Here is a 15,869-nt window from a genome sequence, read left to right on the forward strand (position 1 = left end):
TAAATTTTGTGGTTGCTCTTGGAACTGTAACCCCGCCGACGGTTGCTGACGGAATGTCTAAACTTCTGCTGTTATTACCGGTAAATACAGCTGATTTACCGGCATCAATAGTAATATTTTTAGCATAGGTATCCCCTTTTACCGTGCCTTTATTACTACTGAACTAGTTTAAGGTTTAAATTCTCGCACCTAAATCATCCGTAAAGCCGTTATCGGCATTAAATATTGCCGTACCTTCATTATTAGTTTTAGTTGTGACACTAGAGTAAACATCTTGGCTATCAATGGTGAATTTACCGTCATCATTAAGCTGAATGGTTTTAAGGTGATTTGAGTCTGACCCAAACGGCGAAGTACCTGTTGTCAAATCACCCGTTATTGCTAGAGTATGGATTTTATTGTCGGTAGTCGTCCCCACCAACCATACTTGTACTAGCAAAAGTTAACGTAGCAGATTTGTGTAGTGGTGAAATTAACATTCTTAACATATGCCGGGGTTGTAAGTGTTACATCTCCACCGTTTATTTGCATTATTCCTAAAGGACTAGCTGCCGTACCACGCCCATTAAGAGTATTATCTATTACAGGATCAGCATCATCAAATTTTATCCCGCCTTTTATATTAATAGGAGCAGGATTGATAGGACCGGGAGGGGTATAATTGAACACTCCCGTAAATGATATATTACTTGAATCATAATGAATTATTGCATTTGGACCTAGGTAAATGTTGCCGCCTTTAATAACACTATCAGGATTGCTATTAGGTACACCAACGCTTAAAGTTCCATCTAGAATCGTAATATCACCGGCTGCCGTATTATTACCTATGTTACCTCGGATACTACCGCCTTGATTATAAACACGTTAAATTAGCAGCTTTACCGCCTATTTGGTTAATATTACTGGTTAAATTAGTTGCTTGAGTAAACACTATATCACCCGTGCCGGTTCCTTGGATTTCAGTAATAGACATATTACCGCCGGCGTTAATCGTGACGGTGCTGTTGTTAGCTCCTGCTTGTAGCATTGCAAGGTTTGTAATTGTATTCGTTGAGTTTCCGTTACCGTCAACCGTACCTATAAGTACCGTTATCCATAAACACTACAGTACCTTTAGATCCGCCAGTGCTTGTTATGTTACCGGTAATACTTGGGACTGTATTATTTGCTGTTTTAAAAATTGCTGTACCTGCAATATTTTTGAAATCCATATTCCCATTAACTGTTGTAGTACCGAATTGAGTAGGTCCCCCAGTTCCGGTAGGAGGAGCAAATAAGACATTAGCATCAACTGTCACAATCCCAAGTACTGGAACAGATATGTTAATAGCAGCTGTAGCAATAGCCGTTACTCCTATCTCCCCGTCTCCTGAAAAAGTTATTTGTTTTAGCGGATGATTAGCAGTACCAAGTGAAAGAGTAGGATTAATTCCCTTATTTTTATCACCGTTTATTATTAATTTAGTATCGACATTTTTAGCATTTAACTCAACTATACCGAAATTTGCAGCACCGGGATCTATATTACCGGTTAGATATATGGTACTTGTTGTACCGCGGCATCTGCCACAGTAGTCATTAATTTTAAAACAGATGAATCGTTTTTAAATGTAACACCCGGTACATCTAAGTCAAAATCAATATTTATTGCATCAAGTGCATAAACGGCTGGTCAGTATACATCACCGATATTAATTTTGGCAATCTTAGTCGAGGTAAGTGATGCATCGGCAAAAACCCCCCGCCAGCAGCAATATTAAGCACTGCAGTATTACTCACATCAAGTCCATTTGTACCTAACTTAGCATTAGTACCAACAACTCCGGCAAAACCATCGACACTATTCGTAAAGATAACTTATTGATTTTTGCTAGTAGTTAAACCAAATATGGAGTCAGTATTGTTCAAATTAATAGCACTTCCTAGAGTTAAAGCCTTGTTAGATACATCTACCGTAAATATTGCAGCTGCATTTCCCTGCCCGATCTTAATTGTTTGTACCGTGCCTATACTTGAATCAGTAGCCGTTAAAGTAGTGCCAGATAGTATAAACTTTTATGTTCCTGTGTTCCCGTTTGTGATTGGGATGTTAAGTAAATAACCTGCAGAGTTTGTACTTGAAAACTCTAAAATACCTCCGCCTCCGAAATCTACATTAACGGCATTAGTGAGTGACCCAAGCGATCCTTGTAAATTCGCCGTACCACCGTTACTGAAAGTTAAACTCGTTGCTAATACATTTTGTGTGAAGTTTACCGTTTGACCTGCTGCTCCCTTAATATTTATAGCATTAATATTAGTTACGGTTGCAACGTTACCGCCTCCTAAAAATACTAAATTACCGTTAGCTGCTGCACTACTTGTCACTGCTGCTAAATTACCGCCGTCATTAACGTTAACCGTACCCCCATTACCGGCAAAATCAGTCTGTCCAGTAATAGTTGTTGTGTTAATAGTTCCGACACCGCCAAATGCTGCATTATCGGTAATATTACTGGTAAATGTTCCCGCATTTACTACAACCTTTCCTGTAACACCATTAGGTGCATTAACAATTGCTGCATTATTAACATTAAAAGTATTGGCATAAGAAGCTACGGGTAAATCACCATTCGCATTAAAAGTTACCATACTTAATGCTGCTCCCGGAGTCCCTGCAGCACCCGTTATGCTACCGCCGTTAAATATGAGTATACCGCTATTATTATTGCTTGAAGTATTTGTGATAGCCCCATTAACGTTAGTACCGTTATTAAGAGTTAGAGAAGATGCAGAATTAGTTAAAGCAACCGCACCCGCATAAATATTCCCGTCAAGGCTTGTAGACCCCGCACCTATGTTAACTGCAGCAATAGCAGCGGCATTAGTACCTATATCACCGGCAACGCTACTATTCGGAGCTAAATTTAATACACCATTATTAGGGTTAGCAGTTGTAATTGCACTTGTTAAAATAACATTGCTGCCAACAGTTAAAGAAGAGGCATTATTAGTAAGAGTCACGGTAGTTGAATTTACATTTTCACCGAAAGTAACAGGGTTAGGACCTATATTTACTAAAGCAACTCCATTGATAGTACCGGTAACATTACAGTCATTGATAGTTACCGTTCCGGTATTTACAACATCTGTAGTAATTGCTCCATCAAGACCGTTTTGTAGTACTAACGTACCTGCACCGGCAGCAAAATTTACGGCACCCGTCATTAAATTACCGGCAATCACGTTAGTATTATTACCGATACTGAAATCTGTAGCGTCAGAAGTAGAATCTAACGTAACATCCGCCGCCGGCATTAAAATTCACGAGCGTAATAGCATTATTAGCCCCAACTGCACCCGTAACCTCCCCCCCGGCGCCCCCCCGCCGTGGCCTGCACCAAAATTTATCGTACCGGAACCGTCTATAGTACCGTTAATTATTGAGTTTTTAGCAACGTTTAACTTTCCAGCATTATTCACAAAATTTATAGCTCCCGTAACATCACTTACCGTAAGATTGGTGGTGTTTGTAAAATTAATTGGTGCATTATAACGTTATTAAGTATTAGATCACCTGCTATATCGGTGAGAATAGCATTCTTCGTATTAATCGTCGGGACCACGGTAATATTCCCTGCTCCTGAAAAAGTCATACTATTTAAAGTATTACCACCTGCTATACCTAAATTAAAACCTACTCCATCTAATATTCAAAGTGTTGCCGCCGGTTGCACTTAATGCTATTATGCCGCTAGCCACTGCACCGGGATTTAAATCCCCGTTCATAGCCGCCGTTACATTTCCGTTACCGTTACTTGTAATATTTAATATTGAACCGGCATTTTTGAATTTCATATTAGCAGTACTAATATTAAAATCCGCATTAGGCGTTAAAATATACGTCCTGACTCCACTTCCATCGCCGATATTTATATTAGTAGCACTTGCTGAGGTAACGGTTTGATCGGTAAAGTTACTATTTCCTGTAACATTAAGAGTAGTAATACCACTAAGTTAATTCCTCCATTTGCCGTAACAGTCCCTATAGTACTAAACCGAAGCTAGTTTATTAACAGCACCGAATGACCCTCCCTGAATGGTTAAAGCATTAGTACCGTTTAAAGTTACATTACCGCCACACCGCCTGCAGTGCCGTCTAAATTACCGTTAAATGTTACGACTTGAGCTTGACCAGATTGTAATATTAACATAGAATTTGAATCACTAAAATTAATTTTATTCCCTCCTGCAAGTAAACCTAAAGCAGCTTGATTTACTGCTATAGTTAAATCTTGAGGAAGTTCCGAGTGTACCTATATTAATCGTTTTAATTGTACCTATAGTTTGATTGGTTACCGTCAGATCCGTATCAACATTTAAGATTGCACTGCCTGCATTAGCTACCGAACTTGCAAAAGTATAAGGTCTACCTGTACCATTAAATGTAAGCATTGATGCAAAACCGCCACAATTTACTCCTGTCGTTGCAGTTAATGTTCCCCCTACAGTGGTATAATACCGGTGCTATTATAATTAAGCTCATTAACCGTAACATTTCCCTGTAAATTAACCTGGGTAGTATTATCGCCCTGAACATTTAATATATTAACCGGATTTGTAGCTCCTACATCTCCGGTAACCGTACTATTACCGACAAAATGTAATACATTCGCACCTCCAGCTACTTTATTATCTATATTCCCGCCGGTATCTCCACCGACATTCGCACCGCTAGCTATTGTTACTTGTGCGGCAGTACCGTTAAAATCTATCTATGTTAGAAATTACGTTCTGTTGAAATCGTGTTAAAGAGTTGTGCGTAAATTGTACTAACCCCCCATTACCTGTATCAATTGCCGTTACCCAATCCACCCCATAATCCGGATCTATTCCTTTATTAACAATCTGATACTGGTTTCCTATCAAAATAGTTTGGGCATAGATATTTCCTTTAATTGTAACCGGATTTTGATTTAGAGGAGCTCCTATCCCATCTGTAGTAAATGTGTTAAGTCTTATTGTCCCTCCTGTTCCGTTACCGCTACACCTGCATTTAACGAAATAATTCGGCTACAGTAGCCACGTGTACTCCTAATTTACCATCTAAATCATTTGCCAGAACTAACTTGAAGCTAGCCGTAAATTTTGCTGGATTTGGAGATTCATTACTTACGTCATAAGTAGCATTTGGGCCGCCGAAATTGATACTATTTTCTACAGGTTGTGTATATCCATAACTTCATCAGGGTAAAGAAGTGCAGGTGGTGAAGTATCAGTAGCAAAATTAAGTAGCTGAGTATCTGCAATATTAAAAGTTTTTACCTCAGCCCAGCTTGGATGTTTAAATTGGAAGCTAGTTTTAAGCTGTAATGTAAGATTTGTCTGGCCCTGAACAGAAGTTACTATATATACCTGAGGTAAAGGCAATTCTATTATCACCAGTAGCAGGAAAAAGTGATGTAGCATCAAAAATCAAGGTACTAGCTTGGTTGTTAAAATTAAAGCTGTTAAAATAGTAAGTATTCCCCGGTGCTTCTCCTGGCCCTGGAGCAAAAGGAGGAAACGCTGCAGCTGCAGCTGCTTCTGCTGGTGTAACCGGAGTACCTGTTAAAGTGATTTGTGAAACGTTAGGAACATTCACGACTAGTCCGACATTTGCTTTAGTAAGATCAACAGGTATAACTGGTCCAAGGATTAGGTTATTTGGCACAGTCATTACCACGCCCCCAAAATTATCTAAATATATAGCAAGAACGTCTCTGTCGGCAGTAAAATTAAATGGTCCATCAAGAGTTAGAAGATCACCGGATGTAAACGGCGCACTAAGACCTGCCCCCGTGGATAAAACTGCATTATTTGCTATTACGCTTGGGTTAGCAGTACCAAGTGTGCTAGTGCTAGCAAGCATCACTGCGGCAGTTGATGCGAACATACCTTTTTTTATTAAATTTTTTAGAGTATTTTTTCGTTGACTTGACATAACATCTCCTAAATTTGGACTTAATTTTCTAAATTATAAATTCGAGACTGGTATTCATTAACAAATATAAATTTTATGTATTTTTGGAAGATTTTTAAAAATCTTTAGTAAAATGAGATTAAGATAAAAATTCTTAATATTTTCGTTATGTTGTACTTTTAAAAAAAGTTAATAATAAAATTAAATTTTTATTCAGGTCTTTAATTAATATTAAATACTAAAATATCTATAAAAATACTTATAAAATAAAGGGTTTTCTACATATAAAAAGTGATCATAAGTTACTTTTTCTTGTTTAAAATAAATTAAACTTTATGTATTTTTTATAGAAATTCGGTAAATCGTATATAAAACTTAAGGAATACAAAGGTAAAACCTATCTATTTTAGCTCCTTAATGAAAACAGCAAAACTTTATTAATTTTTGTATAGAAAGGAATACCTAAACCGTCATTGCGAGGAGGCACTGTTGCGTGGATACTGAAGGTCGTCATTGCGAGAAAATTACGAAGTAATTGACGAAGCAATCTCAGGATATTTGATGAGATTGCCACGCAGTCTACGACTGCTCGCAATGACGATATCTTTCTTTATTGAGCAAAATCTATAAATTTTTGCATAAACAAATTGATTTGCTACGAATAATAGAGTATATAGTATAGGCATAATTAATTCTCGGGGCGTAGCGCAGCCTGGTAGCGCATCTGGTTTGGGACCAGAGGGTCGGGAGTTCGAATCTCTCCGCCCCGACCATAAAAACATAAATTACAATGTCAAAAGACGACCTCATTCAGTTTACAGGTACAGTACTTGAACTTTTACCTAATGCTACTTTCAGAGTAAAGCTTGAGAATGATCATGTAATTATTGCTCATACTTCCGGTAGGATGCGTAAAAATCGTATCAGAATATTACTGGGAGATAAAGTTACGGTAGAAATGACTCCTTATGATTTAACTAAGGGGCGTGTGATTCATCGTCACTAGTCTTTAAGTATGAAGCGGAATCAAAAAACCTTACCGATTATATTAGCCTCCGGCTCCCCTGCAAGAATTGAGTTACTAAACAGAATCAAAATTATCCCTTCACAAATTATTCCAGCAGATATAGACGAAACACCTAATTTGCGTGAATTACCCGCTCCCTTAGCCATAAGACTTGCTTACGAAAAAGCTATAAGAGTTGCATCTCAAATAGAGGAATCAGCTATAATTATAGCTGCCGATACCGTAGCGGCAGTAGGTAGAAGAATATTGCCGAAAGCTACTACTTACGAAGAAGTCAAGAATTGTATTAAGATGTTATCCGGGCGTCGTCATCGTGTCTATACTGGTTTATGTATTATCAAAAAAGAGAATGACGAGCTTACAGTTAGACAAAAAATAGTTCATACTATTGTTAAGTTCAAAAAATTAAGTGATGAAGAGATTAATTTTTATTGTTCTTTGGATGAGGGAATAGATAAAGCCGGCGGATGTAAAATTTCCGGTTATGCAGAAGCTTTTATCTCATTTATTTCCGGCTCATATTCAAATGTTATGGGATTACCTTTATTTGAAACGGTAAATGCTCTAACTTCTTTAGGTTTTAAGGTACATAATACTCCTAAGTAAAACGAAGAACAGTATACGAAGATCAACTTCAAAAAGAGCAAGGAATCCACAAGGTGAGGAGCAGAGCAATAATACGTGAGCACCGCAGCTCTTGTAGGATGACGCAGCCAATTTTTGAAGTTGTGATCGAGTATACTTAGTTTCCAGGCTCATCCAAATGACTTCTCTCATAATTTTCATGACGCTCTTGAGCTTCAATACATAATGCAGCAATAGGTCGTGCTTCTAATCTTTTTATACCTATTGGGTTGCCTGTTTCTTCACAATAACCGTATTCCCCGTTTTTAATACGTGATAATGCTTCTTCTATTTTACTCATTAATTTACAATATCTACTTCTACTACGAAGCTCAAAAGCTCTTTCTGTTTCATGAGTAGCACAATCGTTAAGATCGGATTCTTGTAAATTTTCTTCTTTTAAATGATTTAAAGTCTCTTGAGACTCCTTTAATAAATCCTCTTTCCATCTTAAAAGTTTTTGTCTAAAATATTCTAGGTGATTAGGACACATATATTCTTCATCTTTAGAAGGTTTATATCCCATAGGTAATTTAGGTGTTTCTAGCATATTAATATCTCAATATTAGCTTTAATATATCATATTTATAAGGTTTTTAAAATAATATAATATATAACTTAAAATTAATGCAAGAAGATTATGAATATTAATATATTTTATTTTTTAATTGGATATGCGGTAGTATATACAGCTTCTAAATGCTTTATACTTGTTTTAGTATAGTTTTGTGTAGTAGATAGACTTTTATGACCTAATAGCTCTTGAATAGAGCGTAAATCTGCACCATGCTCAAGCAAATGTGAAGCAAAACTATGTCTAAATGAATGAGCAGTTAAATGCTGCGGTAAACCATAAAAATGCTTTAATTTAATTAATTCACGATTAAATACCGGTGGCTGCAATTGCTTACCTTGCTTTCCTCTAAATATCGGTTCATTATCATCTAACTTATACGGCAATATTTCTAAATATTGGGTAATTAAATTTTTAGCAATCGGTAACCATGGAATTATTCTTTCTTTACTACCTTTACCTATTATTCTTATAAATTCTAGATTTTGTAGATGAAGTTTCGTAATTGATAATGCTTCCGATATACGTAGACCTGAAGCATATATAAGAACAAGTAGGGCTTTATTTCTAAGTTCTATCCACTTAACATTCCCGTATTCTTCAATATGTTCAAGTGATATTACTACATCATCTTCCGATAAAGCTTTTAGTAACAATTTAGTTTTTTTAGGAGATTTTATAGAAAAAATTATATGACTATTTAATTGTGTTGTTTTCTCTAAAAACCTATAAAAATTTTTTACTGCAGATAAACCACGTGAAATTGAAGAAGTGGTAAAATTATTACAGTTACGTTTCGCAAGCCAACTTCGGATTAATCTTATATCTGCGGTTTTAATATGATTTATCGTTACAAGCTCTGAATTATAATAATTCATAAACTCAAGGAAATGCTTAAGGTCATTATTATAAGCAATTACTGTATGATTAGAGTAATTTCTTTGCAAAACGAGGTATTGTTGCCACTTATTTATTAATTCTTGAATTGATATATCTAACATTTATAAAAACTTAACTATTTTTAATATTATTCTTAATGCTAACAATTATTGACTCATAATTTTATAAATGTTAGCATGAATTGAGGATTTATGTTTATATATACGTAACCTATAAAATACAAAAGTAAAACAATTTCTTAAGTAAAAATATTTACAAAATTTAATTTATTTTAGGAGAATGAATAATGTTAAATAATACACAATTTTTAGATTTAATGAAATCCTATATGAATCCGGAATTTTATATGAGTTCTATGAAAAATATCCCTAGTGTAGATCTTTCATCTATTACAAATACAATGCAAAGAGCTATGAATATTCTTTATAATAACTAACCAAATTGCTACAGAAAGCATGCAATCTTTGCTTAAGAAAAATTCCGAGATTATACAAAATAATGTTAATACTATTTTGAATACTACTAAAGAAGCAGCAAATTCTAAAGATTTCAAACAAACTAGTGAATGCCATCAAAAATGTTTAAAATCTATTTATGAAACATCTATGGATAATGCTAAGGAATTAGCAAGTATTGCTTATGAGTCTTCAACCAAAATATTAGAAGCCGCAAATAAGCATATTGCCGAGAATGTTCATCATGCTTCTAATAATATGCAGAATATGGCAGAACAAGTACAAAAAAACTTCAATAAGAAATCTGCTTAAAAAATAACTAAAACTGTCATACCGCGACTTGATCGCGGTATCTTGTAAAGCAGTTAGTATACCTCAAAAGATATCGTGGTCAAGCCACGGGATGACATGGTAGCAATTCCCCTCAATTATTTGCTTTTCTGTTTAACCAATTTTGTAAATAAGACTCTGCTAGTTCCTGATCTTCTATAATAATTACATTTTCAGCATTACGTTTATCAGCAGCAGCTGTGAAATTAAACGAACCGGTTATTACTTTCTTTTTATCAATAATTATAACTTTATTATGAGCGATTCCAGGTACTTTATCTATGCCCACATCAATTTTTGCTCGTTGTAATTCGTGTAATTTAGAAAATTTCTGCTTTAAATTACTACGATCGAGCAATATTCTAACTTTTACTCCTCGCATCTGTGCATTAATAAGTGCAGTAGTAATTAACGCATCGCTCATACCGTATGCCTGCATATAAATAGATTCTTCAGCTTTATCTATCTGATTGGCTATAAACTTAGTACAGCCGGCAGGCGGAGTAAAACATGTACTAACTTTACTTCTTGAAAGCTCTGAAATATTGTAATGCTGTATTTGTGGAGCAGATGAAGCTAATGATTTTTGATTTATTAGATTAGTAAAATAATCCGGATTCTGTCCATAAATACCTAAAGCAACTCCCAAGATAAAGGCAATACTTATTTCTATAAATTTATTATTTTTTCTCTTCATGACTTAATTTATATTTTAGGCCCTGTCTGCATGGTTTGCATTCTGCTCTGTCATACCGTGGCTTGACCACGGTATCCATAAAAAAATAAAGAAGAAGACTGGATCCCGCGATCAAGTCGCGGGATGACAATAAAAAGATCCAACACCTATTTCCTTACATAACTTCCCGGTGCTTCTTCAAGAGCCTTTAGATTGTGATAATCTAAAGAATCTTACTAGCTTATTATCATTATTTTTTATAAGCCAATCAAGCCAATAATTCCACCATGAGCCTTCATATTCCGTAGCTTTCATAAGCCACTCATGACTACTTAAACTTAAGTCGTCATTTAAAGCTGATAATTATATTTAGCACTAGCGGGAGGGTTAACTACACCTGCTACATGCCCTGAATCCGTGAGACAAAAATCTTATGTCCGTTTAATAATTTTACTCCATCATATATTGAATGCCATGGAACTATATGATCTTCTTTTGCTGCTATGAAAAAAGAATTACAATCAACTTTTCCAAGATCTATTTTTGTTCCGAGTACCTCTAAATTATTAGACTCTTTTAGCAAATTATTGCAATATGTATTTTGCAAATATTCCTCATACATTTTTGCCGGCAAGTTAGTAGAATCCGCATTCCAATATAGCAAATCAAAAGGCATCGTTTTTTACCGAGTAAATAATTATTGACAAAAAATGTCCAAATTAAATCATTAGCCCTTAGCAAACTAAAACTATTTGATAAATATTGCCCATCAAAATAACCTTTTAGTTTTATATCTTCCTTAATGTAGTTAATCGTAGCTTCATTAAAAAATACTCCAAGCTCACCGGGATGAGTATAATCAAGCAAAGTAGTAAAGAAAGTAACACTATGAACAGAATCTATTTTTTTGCTTTGAAGTATGCGATAATTATAGCAAGGAATGTACCGCCCATGCAATATCCGACAAAATCAATTTTTTTAAAACCAAGATTTCTCACATACTCAAAAGGTGCTAAAATACCGTCTTTTAAGTAATCCTCGAAGCCTTTTTCCGATAGAGAGATGTCAGGATTAACCCATGAAATAAGAAAAACTTGAAAATTATTTTCTACTAAGAAAGATACTAAAGAATTATGCGGAGATAAATCGAGTATATAATATTTATTTATACATGGCGGAATAATAAATATCGGAATCTTATGAACTTTTTCTTTCGGTTCATAACATATTAATTGCATTAAATCATTTTGAAATATGACTTCTCCTTTTGTTGCCGCAATATTTTTACCGAGTTTAAAGGCGGATTTATCGGTAGTTTTAATATTTAATATATCACCTGAACTTTTTATATCTCTTAAGAAATTTTCTAATCCCTGTACTAGATTTTGACCGCCGCTTTCTAATGTCTCACGTAAAACTTTTGGATTACAAAAAGCAAAATTTGAAGGTGAAAAAGCATCAATAAAATGTTTAGTTACAAACTCTAAATGTTGCCTAAGATCATTTGATAGCTCATACTGTTCTATATTCTTCTTAAGCCACTCGCTAGATAGTAAATAATATTGTTCAACAAAGTCAAAATAAGCATTATCCTCCCATGAAGAATCTTTAAATCTTTTATCTCGATTATCCGGAGAAAATACAGCTTTTGCCGGACTACCGACAAATTTTGCAAAGCTATTCGCTGTAAGCTCTCTTAACTTATCAATATATTCAACATTAAGCTTACAGAACTTTTCAGGATTTGCCTAAAACTGTTCTACCATTAAGAGGCTATAATTCTGTTTTTATCACTATCAATTAGGCTCCTAGGGATCATACTCCCCCTACCTTGCATGAAATGCAAAATAAGCTCTTGATATTTATCGGCAATTTCTTTGAAATTATTAATTATAGTCTCGTGCGGTGATGTTATACATGTTTAGTTCTAATAATGTTATGCTACTGTTTTAAAGTCATTGCGAGGAGAGGCAAGGCCTCGACGTGGCAATCTTAGGAATGGTGTATTATTTTATGAGATTGCCACTCTCCTTGCAGTTGCTCGCAATGACGTCTTAAGAGTCAAAGCTTATGTCTTTAAACCATCCCACATCTTATCAACTTTGTCGATAACTTCCTGACTCATTTCTATTTTTTTACCCCATTTTCTATTTGTCTCAGGGTATATTTTATCGGTTGCATCTATTCCCATTTTACTACCAAGCCCTGAATCAGGTGATGCAAAATCCAAATAATCTATCGGGGAATTATCTATAAAGCTCGTATCACGCCTTGGATCGCTTCTTGTTGCTATTGCCCAAATTACTTCTTGCCAATTACGAACATCAATATCATCATCTACAACGATAATAAACTTACTATACATAAATTGCCGTAAGTAAGACCAAATCCCAAGCATTATTCTTTTAGCATGACCAGGATAGGATTTTTTAATCGATACTACCACAACTCTATATGAACAACCTTCAGGTGGAAGCCAAAAATCGACTATTTCCGGAAATTGCTGCTGCAAGATAGGAATAAAAATTTCATTTAATGCTTCACCTAAGATTGACGGCTCATCAGGCGGTTTTCCCGTATAGGTACTTAAATATACTGGATTTTTCTTCATCGTTATCGCAGTGACCGTAAATACAGGAAATTCCTCAACATCATTATAATATCCAGTATGATCTCCAAAAGGACCTTCAGGCAAATACTCTTCTAAACTTACATAACCTTCCAGCACTATTTCACTATGTGCAGGTACTTTGAGGTCAATAGTTTTGCATTGTACCAACTCTACTTTTTCATTACCGAGTAAACCGGCAAAATTATACTCCGAGACATTCTCAGGTATCGGCGTAACCGCTGCTAAAGTTACCGCCGGATTTGCCCCTATAACGATAGCAGCAGGAAACGGTTCTTTTTTTGCTTCTTTCCAACGTTTATGATGCTCTGCTCCGCCCCGTAACTTTAACCAACGCATCAATAGCTTATTAGGAGCTATTGTTTGCATCCTATATATACCAAGGTTGTAATTATCTATTTTATCATTACTAGGTCCTTTAGTAACTACTATCCCCCAAGTAATTAAAGGCGAAATATCATCAGGCCAACATTTTTGAATCGGTAATATATTGATATTCGGTTTGTCAACGACGACTTCATGACAAGCTGCTTTTGATACGGTTTTAGGAGACATAGCAAATATACGCTTAGCAAGCGGTAACATTGATAATGTTTCTTTAAAAGATGCGGGAGGTTGCGGCTGTTTAAGGAATGCTAGTAAAACGCCAAGCTCTCTTAATTCCCCGACATTCTGAAGCTTAAGTCCCATGCAAATACGATTTATACTAGCATAAAGGTTAGTTAGAACAGGTATAGTAGATTTACTACCGTCGGCTTTTATAACATTTTCAAAAAGTAATACAGGGCCACCTTGCTCCAATACTCTTCTACTAATCTCCGTAATTTCTAGGTCAGTTTTAACCTCAAGAGAAATACGCTTTAATTCACCGTTTTTTTCTAAAAATTTTAAAAACTCCGGTAAATCTTTAAAGCTCATATTTTTATTTTTTTGTTTATAATGCTTACTCTGTTTTCGTCATAAGCTACGGAAATTACTGTGTTGTTGCATGGATACCTAGAGTCGTCATTGCGAGGAGCCGTAGGCTGCGTGATAATCTCATGAAATAATAACAAACTCCTGAGATTGCTTCATCAATTACTTCGTAATGTCCTCACAATGACGATACGGTATGACATAGTTGGTTTCCCTACTTACTAAAATTAGCTTTTACCTGCATATCATTCTGAATAATTGTGTAGTTAATTAGCTCGTCAATTACAGAATTTTTAATATTATATATTATATTTTTTTCTGAATTGACATGAATATTTTGAGCCGTTAATTCATCTATACTTCTAGATTTAATATGTGCAAAATATACTTCATCACCTACTTGGAATACAGGCGTATTACTTCCTATTTTAGTATTAAAAATTGATAATAATATCTCAGGAGTTAATGTTAGATCATTTTCCATTTCGGATCTAATATAATTTTTTTTACTTATTTTTATTCCAGTAGCTTTAAGCTCTTTTATATTCTCTTGATCTGAATTATATTCCTTTGCTAAATCCTTGATAATCTTTAAGTTTACATCTGCGATATTCTGCTTTGTCCAAACTTTATTTACCTGCTCTTTAATAGCATCAAATTCAGGTATTTTTGCCGGCTGAATAGATTTTAATTCTACTAATATAAGATAGCTTTTATCTTCTGCTTCTATAGGATAAGATAATTCTCCTTCCGAAAACTCAAAAATACTATCGGCACTTTCGGCAATTATTTTATCTTCAATAAGATCTGCATAACTGACATAGTTAACGTTTTGTATCGGTAGCTTATATTTTTCAGCAATTTCAACTAAGCTAGACCCTGCTGCCGTCTCATCTTCCAGCTTTTTAGCAAACTCCATATTAAGTATGTCGATTTTTTGAGCCTTTAATAAATCATGTAATTGTTTTTGTACCGATTCAAAACTTTGATTCCCAAACTCATCTTTATTTTCATCATAAAATTCTAACAATTCATCTTGAGTAACTGAGACTTTTAAATCCTTAATATTAGCTTTAATATAAGAAAAGCTGCGTTTCTCAGGTACTTCAAACGAGATTTTATTATCTTGGTAAAAATCCTTTAATTGCTGATCGGTAGGAGTAGGGATTTGTAAATCTTTCGGTTTATTTTGTAAATCTATTTGTATTAATTCTACCTCTCTTTTTTCAGCCATATAATCTACTATATTGTCAGTCATAACTTTAGGAACATAGAAACTTTCTACAAAAGTACCGACAAAAATATTTTTTAGAGCTTGTTCTTTGAAGTTTAATAAATATTTTTCTTCATCCATATAAGAATTTCTAAAATAAGTTTTAAAAATTTTTATATCGAAAACGCCTTGCTCATTTTTAAAAACCGGTGATTCTTTAACTAAAATTTTAACTGTATCATCACTTAGATCTAAGTCATAATAGCTAACTAAATAATCTAAGACATTATCGTAAACAAGCCTTTTTAGGATTCGGTTATCAATATTTAACTGTGCTATTTCTTCATCGGTTAAACTTGTTCCTGTTTGCTTACTTATAGCATTAATTTCTAAAGATTTTGCTCTCAAAAAATCTTCCTGGGAGATATTTTTCACATGAGAAAAAGTAACAATATCGCCGCTTCTTCTTCCATTTAATACATCTTTAATACCAAAGCCGACAAAAGCAAAAGCGATCATTGCGAATAAAACCCGCATTATAAAACTATCGGCAGTTTTTCTAATATTATCTAACATAATTTT

Annotated in this window: 21 protein-coding genes, 1 tRNA gene and 1 pseudogene; 5 read left to right on the plus strand and 18 right to left on the minus strand. The window is 34.6% G+C overall.

Annotated features, from left to right (window positions below; translation table 11 throughout):
* Positions 1–175: 175 nt before the first annotated feature.
* Positions 176–439, minus strand: a complete 264-nt coding sequence (locus RAS_RS07290) for a hypothetical protein (RefSeq protein ID WP_232049226.1) — start codon at positions 437–439, stop codon at positions 176–178.
* Positions 433–669, minus strand: a complete 237-nt coding sequence (locus tag RAS_RS07295; protein ID WP_147143605.1) for a hypothetical protein — start codon at positions 667–669, stop codon at positions 433–435. The genes RAS_RS07290 and RAS_RS07295 overlap by 7 nt, the downstream gene beginning before the upstream one ends.
* A 58-nt stretch (positions 670–727) precedes the next feature.
* Here RAS_RS07295 and RAS_RS10540 point away from each other — a divergent pair, with 58 nt between their 5' ends.
* Positions 728–856 (plus strand): hypothetical protein, encoded by a 129-nt coding sequence (locus RAS_RS10540; protein ID WP_269472990.1) that lies wholly within the window; start codon positions 728–730, stop codon positions 854–856.
* Here RAS_RS10540 and RAS_RS10250 read toward each other — a convergent pair whose 3' ends face one another.
* The 9 genes from RAS_RS10250 to RAS_RS10270 all read right to left on the minus strand — a co-directional run bounded on the left by RAS_RS10250 (position 857) and on the right by RAS_RS10270 (position 5,965).
* A complete protein-coding gene (locus RAS_RS10250; RefSeq protein WP_232049227.1) occupies positions 857–1,030 on the minus strand; it encodes a hypothetical protein in 174 nt (57 codons plus the stop codon).
* 40 nt (positions 1,031–1,070) lie between these two features.
* Complete coding sequence (locus RAS_RS10255) at positions 1,071–1,301, minus strand: hypothetical protein (RefSeq protein WP_147143608.1); 231 nt, start codon at positions 1,299–1,301, stop codon at positions 1,071–1,073.
* Positions 1,302–1,647: 346 nt separating this feature from the next.
* A complete protein-coding gene (locus tag RAS_RS10545) occupies positions 1,648–1,782 on the minus strand; it encodes a hypothetical protein (protein ID WP_269472991.1) in 135 nt (44 codons plus the stop codon).
* Between the two features lie 276 nt (positions 1,783–2,058).
* Positions 2,059–3,300 (minus strand): beta strand repeat-containing protein, encoded by a 1,242-nt coding sequence (locus tag RAS_RS10260; protein ID WP_232049228.1) that lies wholly within the window; start codon positions 3,298–3,300, stop codon positions 2,059–2,061.
* A gap of 191 nt (positions 3,301–3,491) precedes the next feature.
* Positions 3,492–3,638 carry a hypothetical protein gene (locus tag RAS_RS08850; RefSeq protein WP_172616094.1) on the minus strand — a complete coding sequence of 49 codons (147 nt, stop codon included), beginning with the start codon at positions 3,636–3,638 and terminating at the stop codon, positions 3,492–3,494.
* Between the two features lie 34 nt (positions 3,639–3,672).
* Complete coding sequence (locus RAS_RS08855; RefSeq protein WP_172616161.1) at positions 3,673–3,840, minus strand: hypothetical protein; 168 nt, start codon at positions 3,838–3,840, stop codon at positions 3,673–3,675.
* 381 nt (positions 3,841–4,221) lie between these two features.
* Positions 4,222–4,437 (minus strand): hypothetical protein, encoded by a 216-nt coding sequence (locus RAS_RS07325; protein WP_147143611.1) that lies wholly within the window; start codon positions 4,435–4,437, stop codon positions 4,222–4,224.
* A gap of 309 nt (positions 4,438–4,746) precedes the next feature.
* On the minus strand, positions 4,747–4,911 hold the full coding sequence (locus RAS_RS10265) for a hypothetical protein (RefSeq protein ID WP_232049229.1): 165 nt from the start codon (positions 4,909–4,911) through the stop codon (positions 4,747–4,749).
* 433 nt (positions 4,912–5,344) lie between these two features.
* A complete protein-coding gene (locus tag RAS_RS10270; protein ID WP_232049230.1) occupies positions 5,345–5,965 on the minus strand; it encodes a cell surface protein in 621 nt (206 codons plus the stop codon).
* 675 nt (positions 5,966–6,640) lie between these two features.
* Here RAS_RS10270 and RAS_RS07345 point away from each other — a divergent pair.
* The 3 genes from RAS_RS07345 to RAS_RS07355 all read left to right on the plus strand — a co-directional run bounded on the left by RAS_RS07345 (position 6,641) and on the right by RAS_RS07355 (position 7,577).
* A tRNA-Pro gene (locus RAS_RS07345) sits at positions 6,641–6,717 on the plus strand.
* Between the two features lie 17 nt (positions 6,718–6,734).
* Complete coding sequence (gene infA, locus RAS_RS07350) at positions 6,735–6,950, plus strand: translation initiation factor IF-1 (RefSeq protein ID WP_008579354.1); 216 nt, start codon at positions 6,735–6,737, stop codon at positions 6,948–6,950.
* 9 nt (positions 6,951–6,959) lie between these two features.
* A complete protein-coding gene (locus RAS_RS07355) occupies positions 6,960–7,577 on the plus strand; it encodes a Maf family protein (protein ID WP_147143614.1) in 618 nt (205 codons plus the stop codon).
* A gap of 136 nt (positions 7,578–7,713) precedes the next feature.
* Here the strand turns inward: RAS_RS07355 and dksA are convergent, their stop codons facing one another.
* Both dksA and RAS_RS07370 read right to left on the minus strand, forming a co-directional pair.
* Entirely contained in the window at positions 7,714–8,145 is a 432-nt protein-coding gene (dksA, locus tag RAS_RS07365) for an RNA polymerase-binding protein DksA (RefSeq protein WP_010421046.1), read from the minus strand.
* Positions 8,146–8,252: 107 nt separating this feature from the next.
* Complete coding sequence (locus RAS_RS07370) at positions 8,253–9,170, minus strand: tyrosine recombinase XerC (RefSeq protein WP_010421043.1); 918 nt, start codon at positions 9,168–9,170, stop codon at positions 8,253–8,255.
* Positions 9,171–9,355: 185 nt separating this feature from the next.
* Between RAS_RS07370 and RAS_RS07375 the strand changes: the two are divergent.
* A pseudogene (locus tag RAS_RS07375) lies at positions 9,356–9,836 on the plus strand (phasin family protein).
* Positions 9,837–9,948: 112 nt separating this feature from the next.
* On the opposite strand, the gene pld reads toward RAS_RS07375, so the two are convergent.
* The 5 genes from pld to RAS_RS07405 form a co-directional block, all read right to left on the minus strand.
* Entirely contained in the window at positions 9,949–10,551 is a 603-nt protein-coding gene (pld, locus tag RAS_RS07380; protein ID WP_147143617.1) for a phospholipase D, read from the minus strand.
* 379 nt (positions 10,552–10,930) lie between these two features.
* Entirely contained in the window at positions 10,931–11,137 is a 207-nt protein-coding gene (locus RAS_RS10275; RefSeq protein ID WP_232049231.1) for a hypothetical protein, read from the minus strand.
* Positions 11,138–11,429: 292 nt separating this feature from the next.
* Positions 11,430–12,239 (minus strand): class I poly(R)-hydroxyalkanoic acid synthase, encoded by an 810-nt coding sequence (locus RAS_RS10280; protein WP_232049373.1) that lies wholly within the window; start codon positions 12,237–12,239, stop codon positions 11,430–11,432.
* Between the two features lie 359 nt (positions 12,240–12,598).
* Positions 12,599–14,077 (minus strand): UbiD family decarboxylase, encoded by a 1,479-nt coding sequence (locus tag RAS_RS07395; RefSeq protein ID WP_147143620.1) that lies wholly within the window; start codon positions 14,075–14,077, stop codon positions 12,599–12,601.
* A 211-nt stretch (positions 14,078–14,288) separates the two neighbouring features.
* Positions 14,289–15,863: a SurA N-terminal domain-containing protein gene (locus RAS_RS07405; protein ID WP_147143623.1), complete on the minus strand. Its 1,575-nt coding sequence runs from the start codon at positions 15,861–15,863 to the stop codon at positions 14,289–14,291.
* Between the last annotated feature and the right edge of the window lie 6 nt (positions 15,864–15,869).

The sequence above is a fragment of the Rickettsia asiatica genome (assembly GCF_007989425.1).
GTDB lineage: Bacteria > Pseudomonadota > Alphaproteobacteria > Rickettsiales > Rickettsiaceae > Rickettsia > Rickettsia helvetica.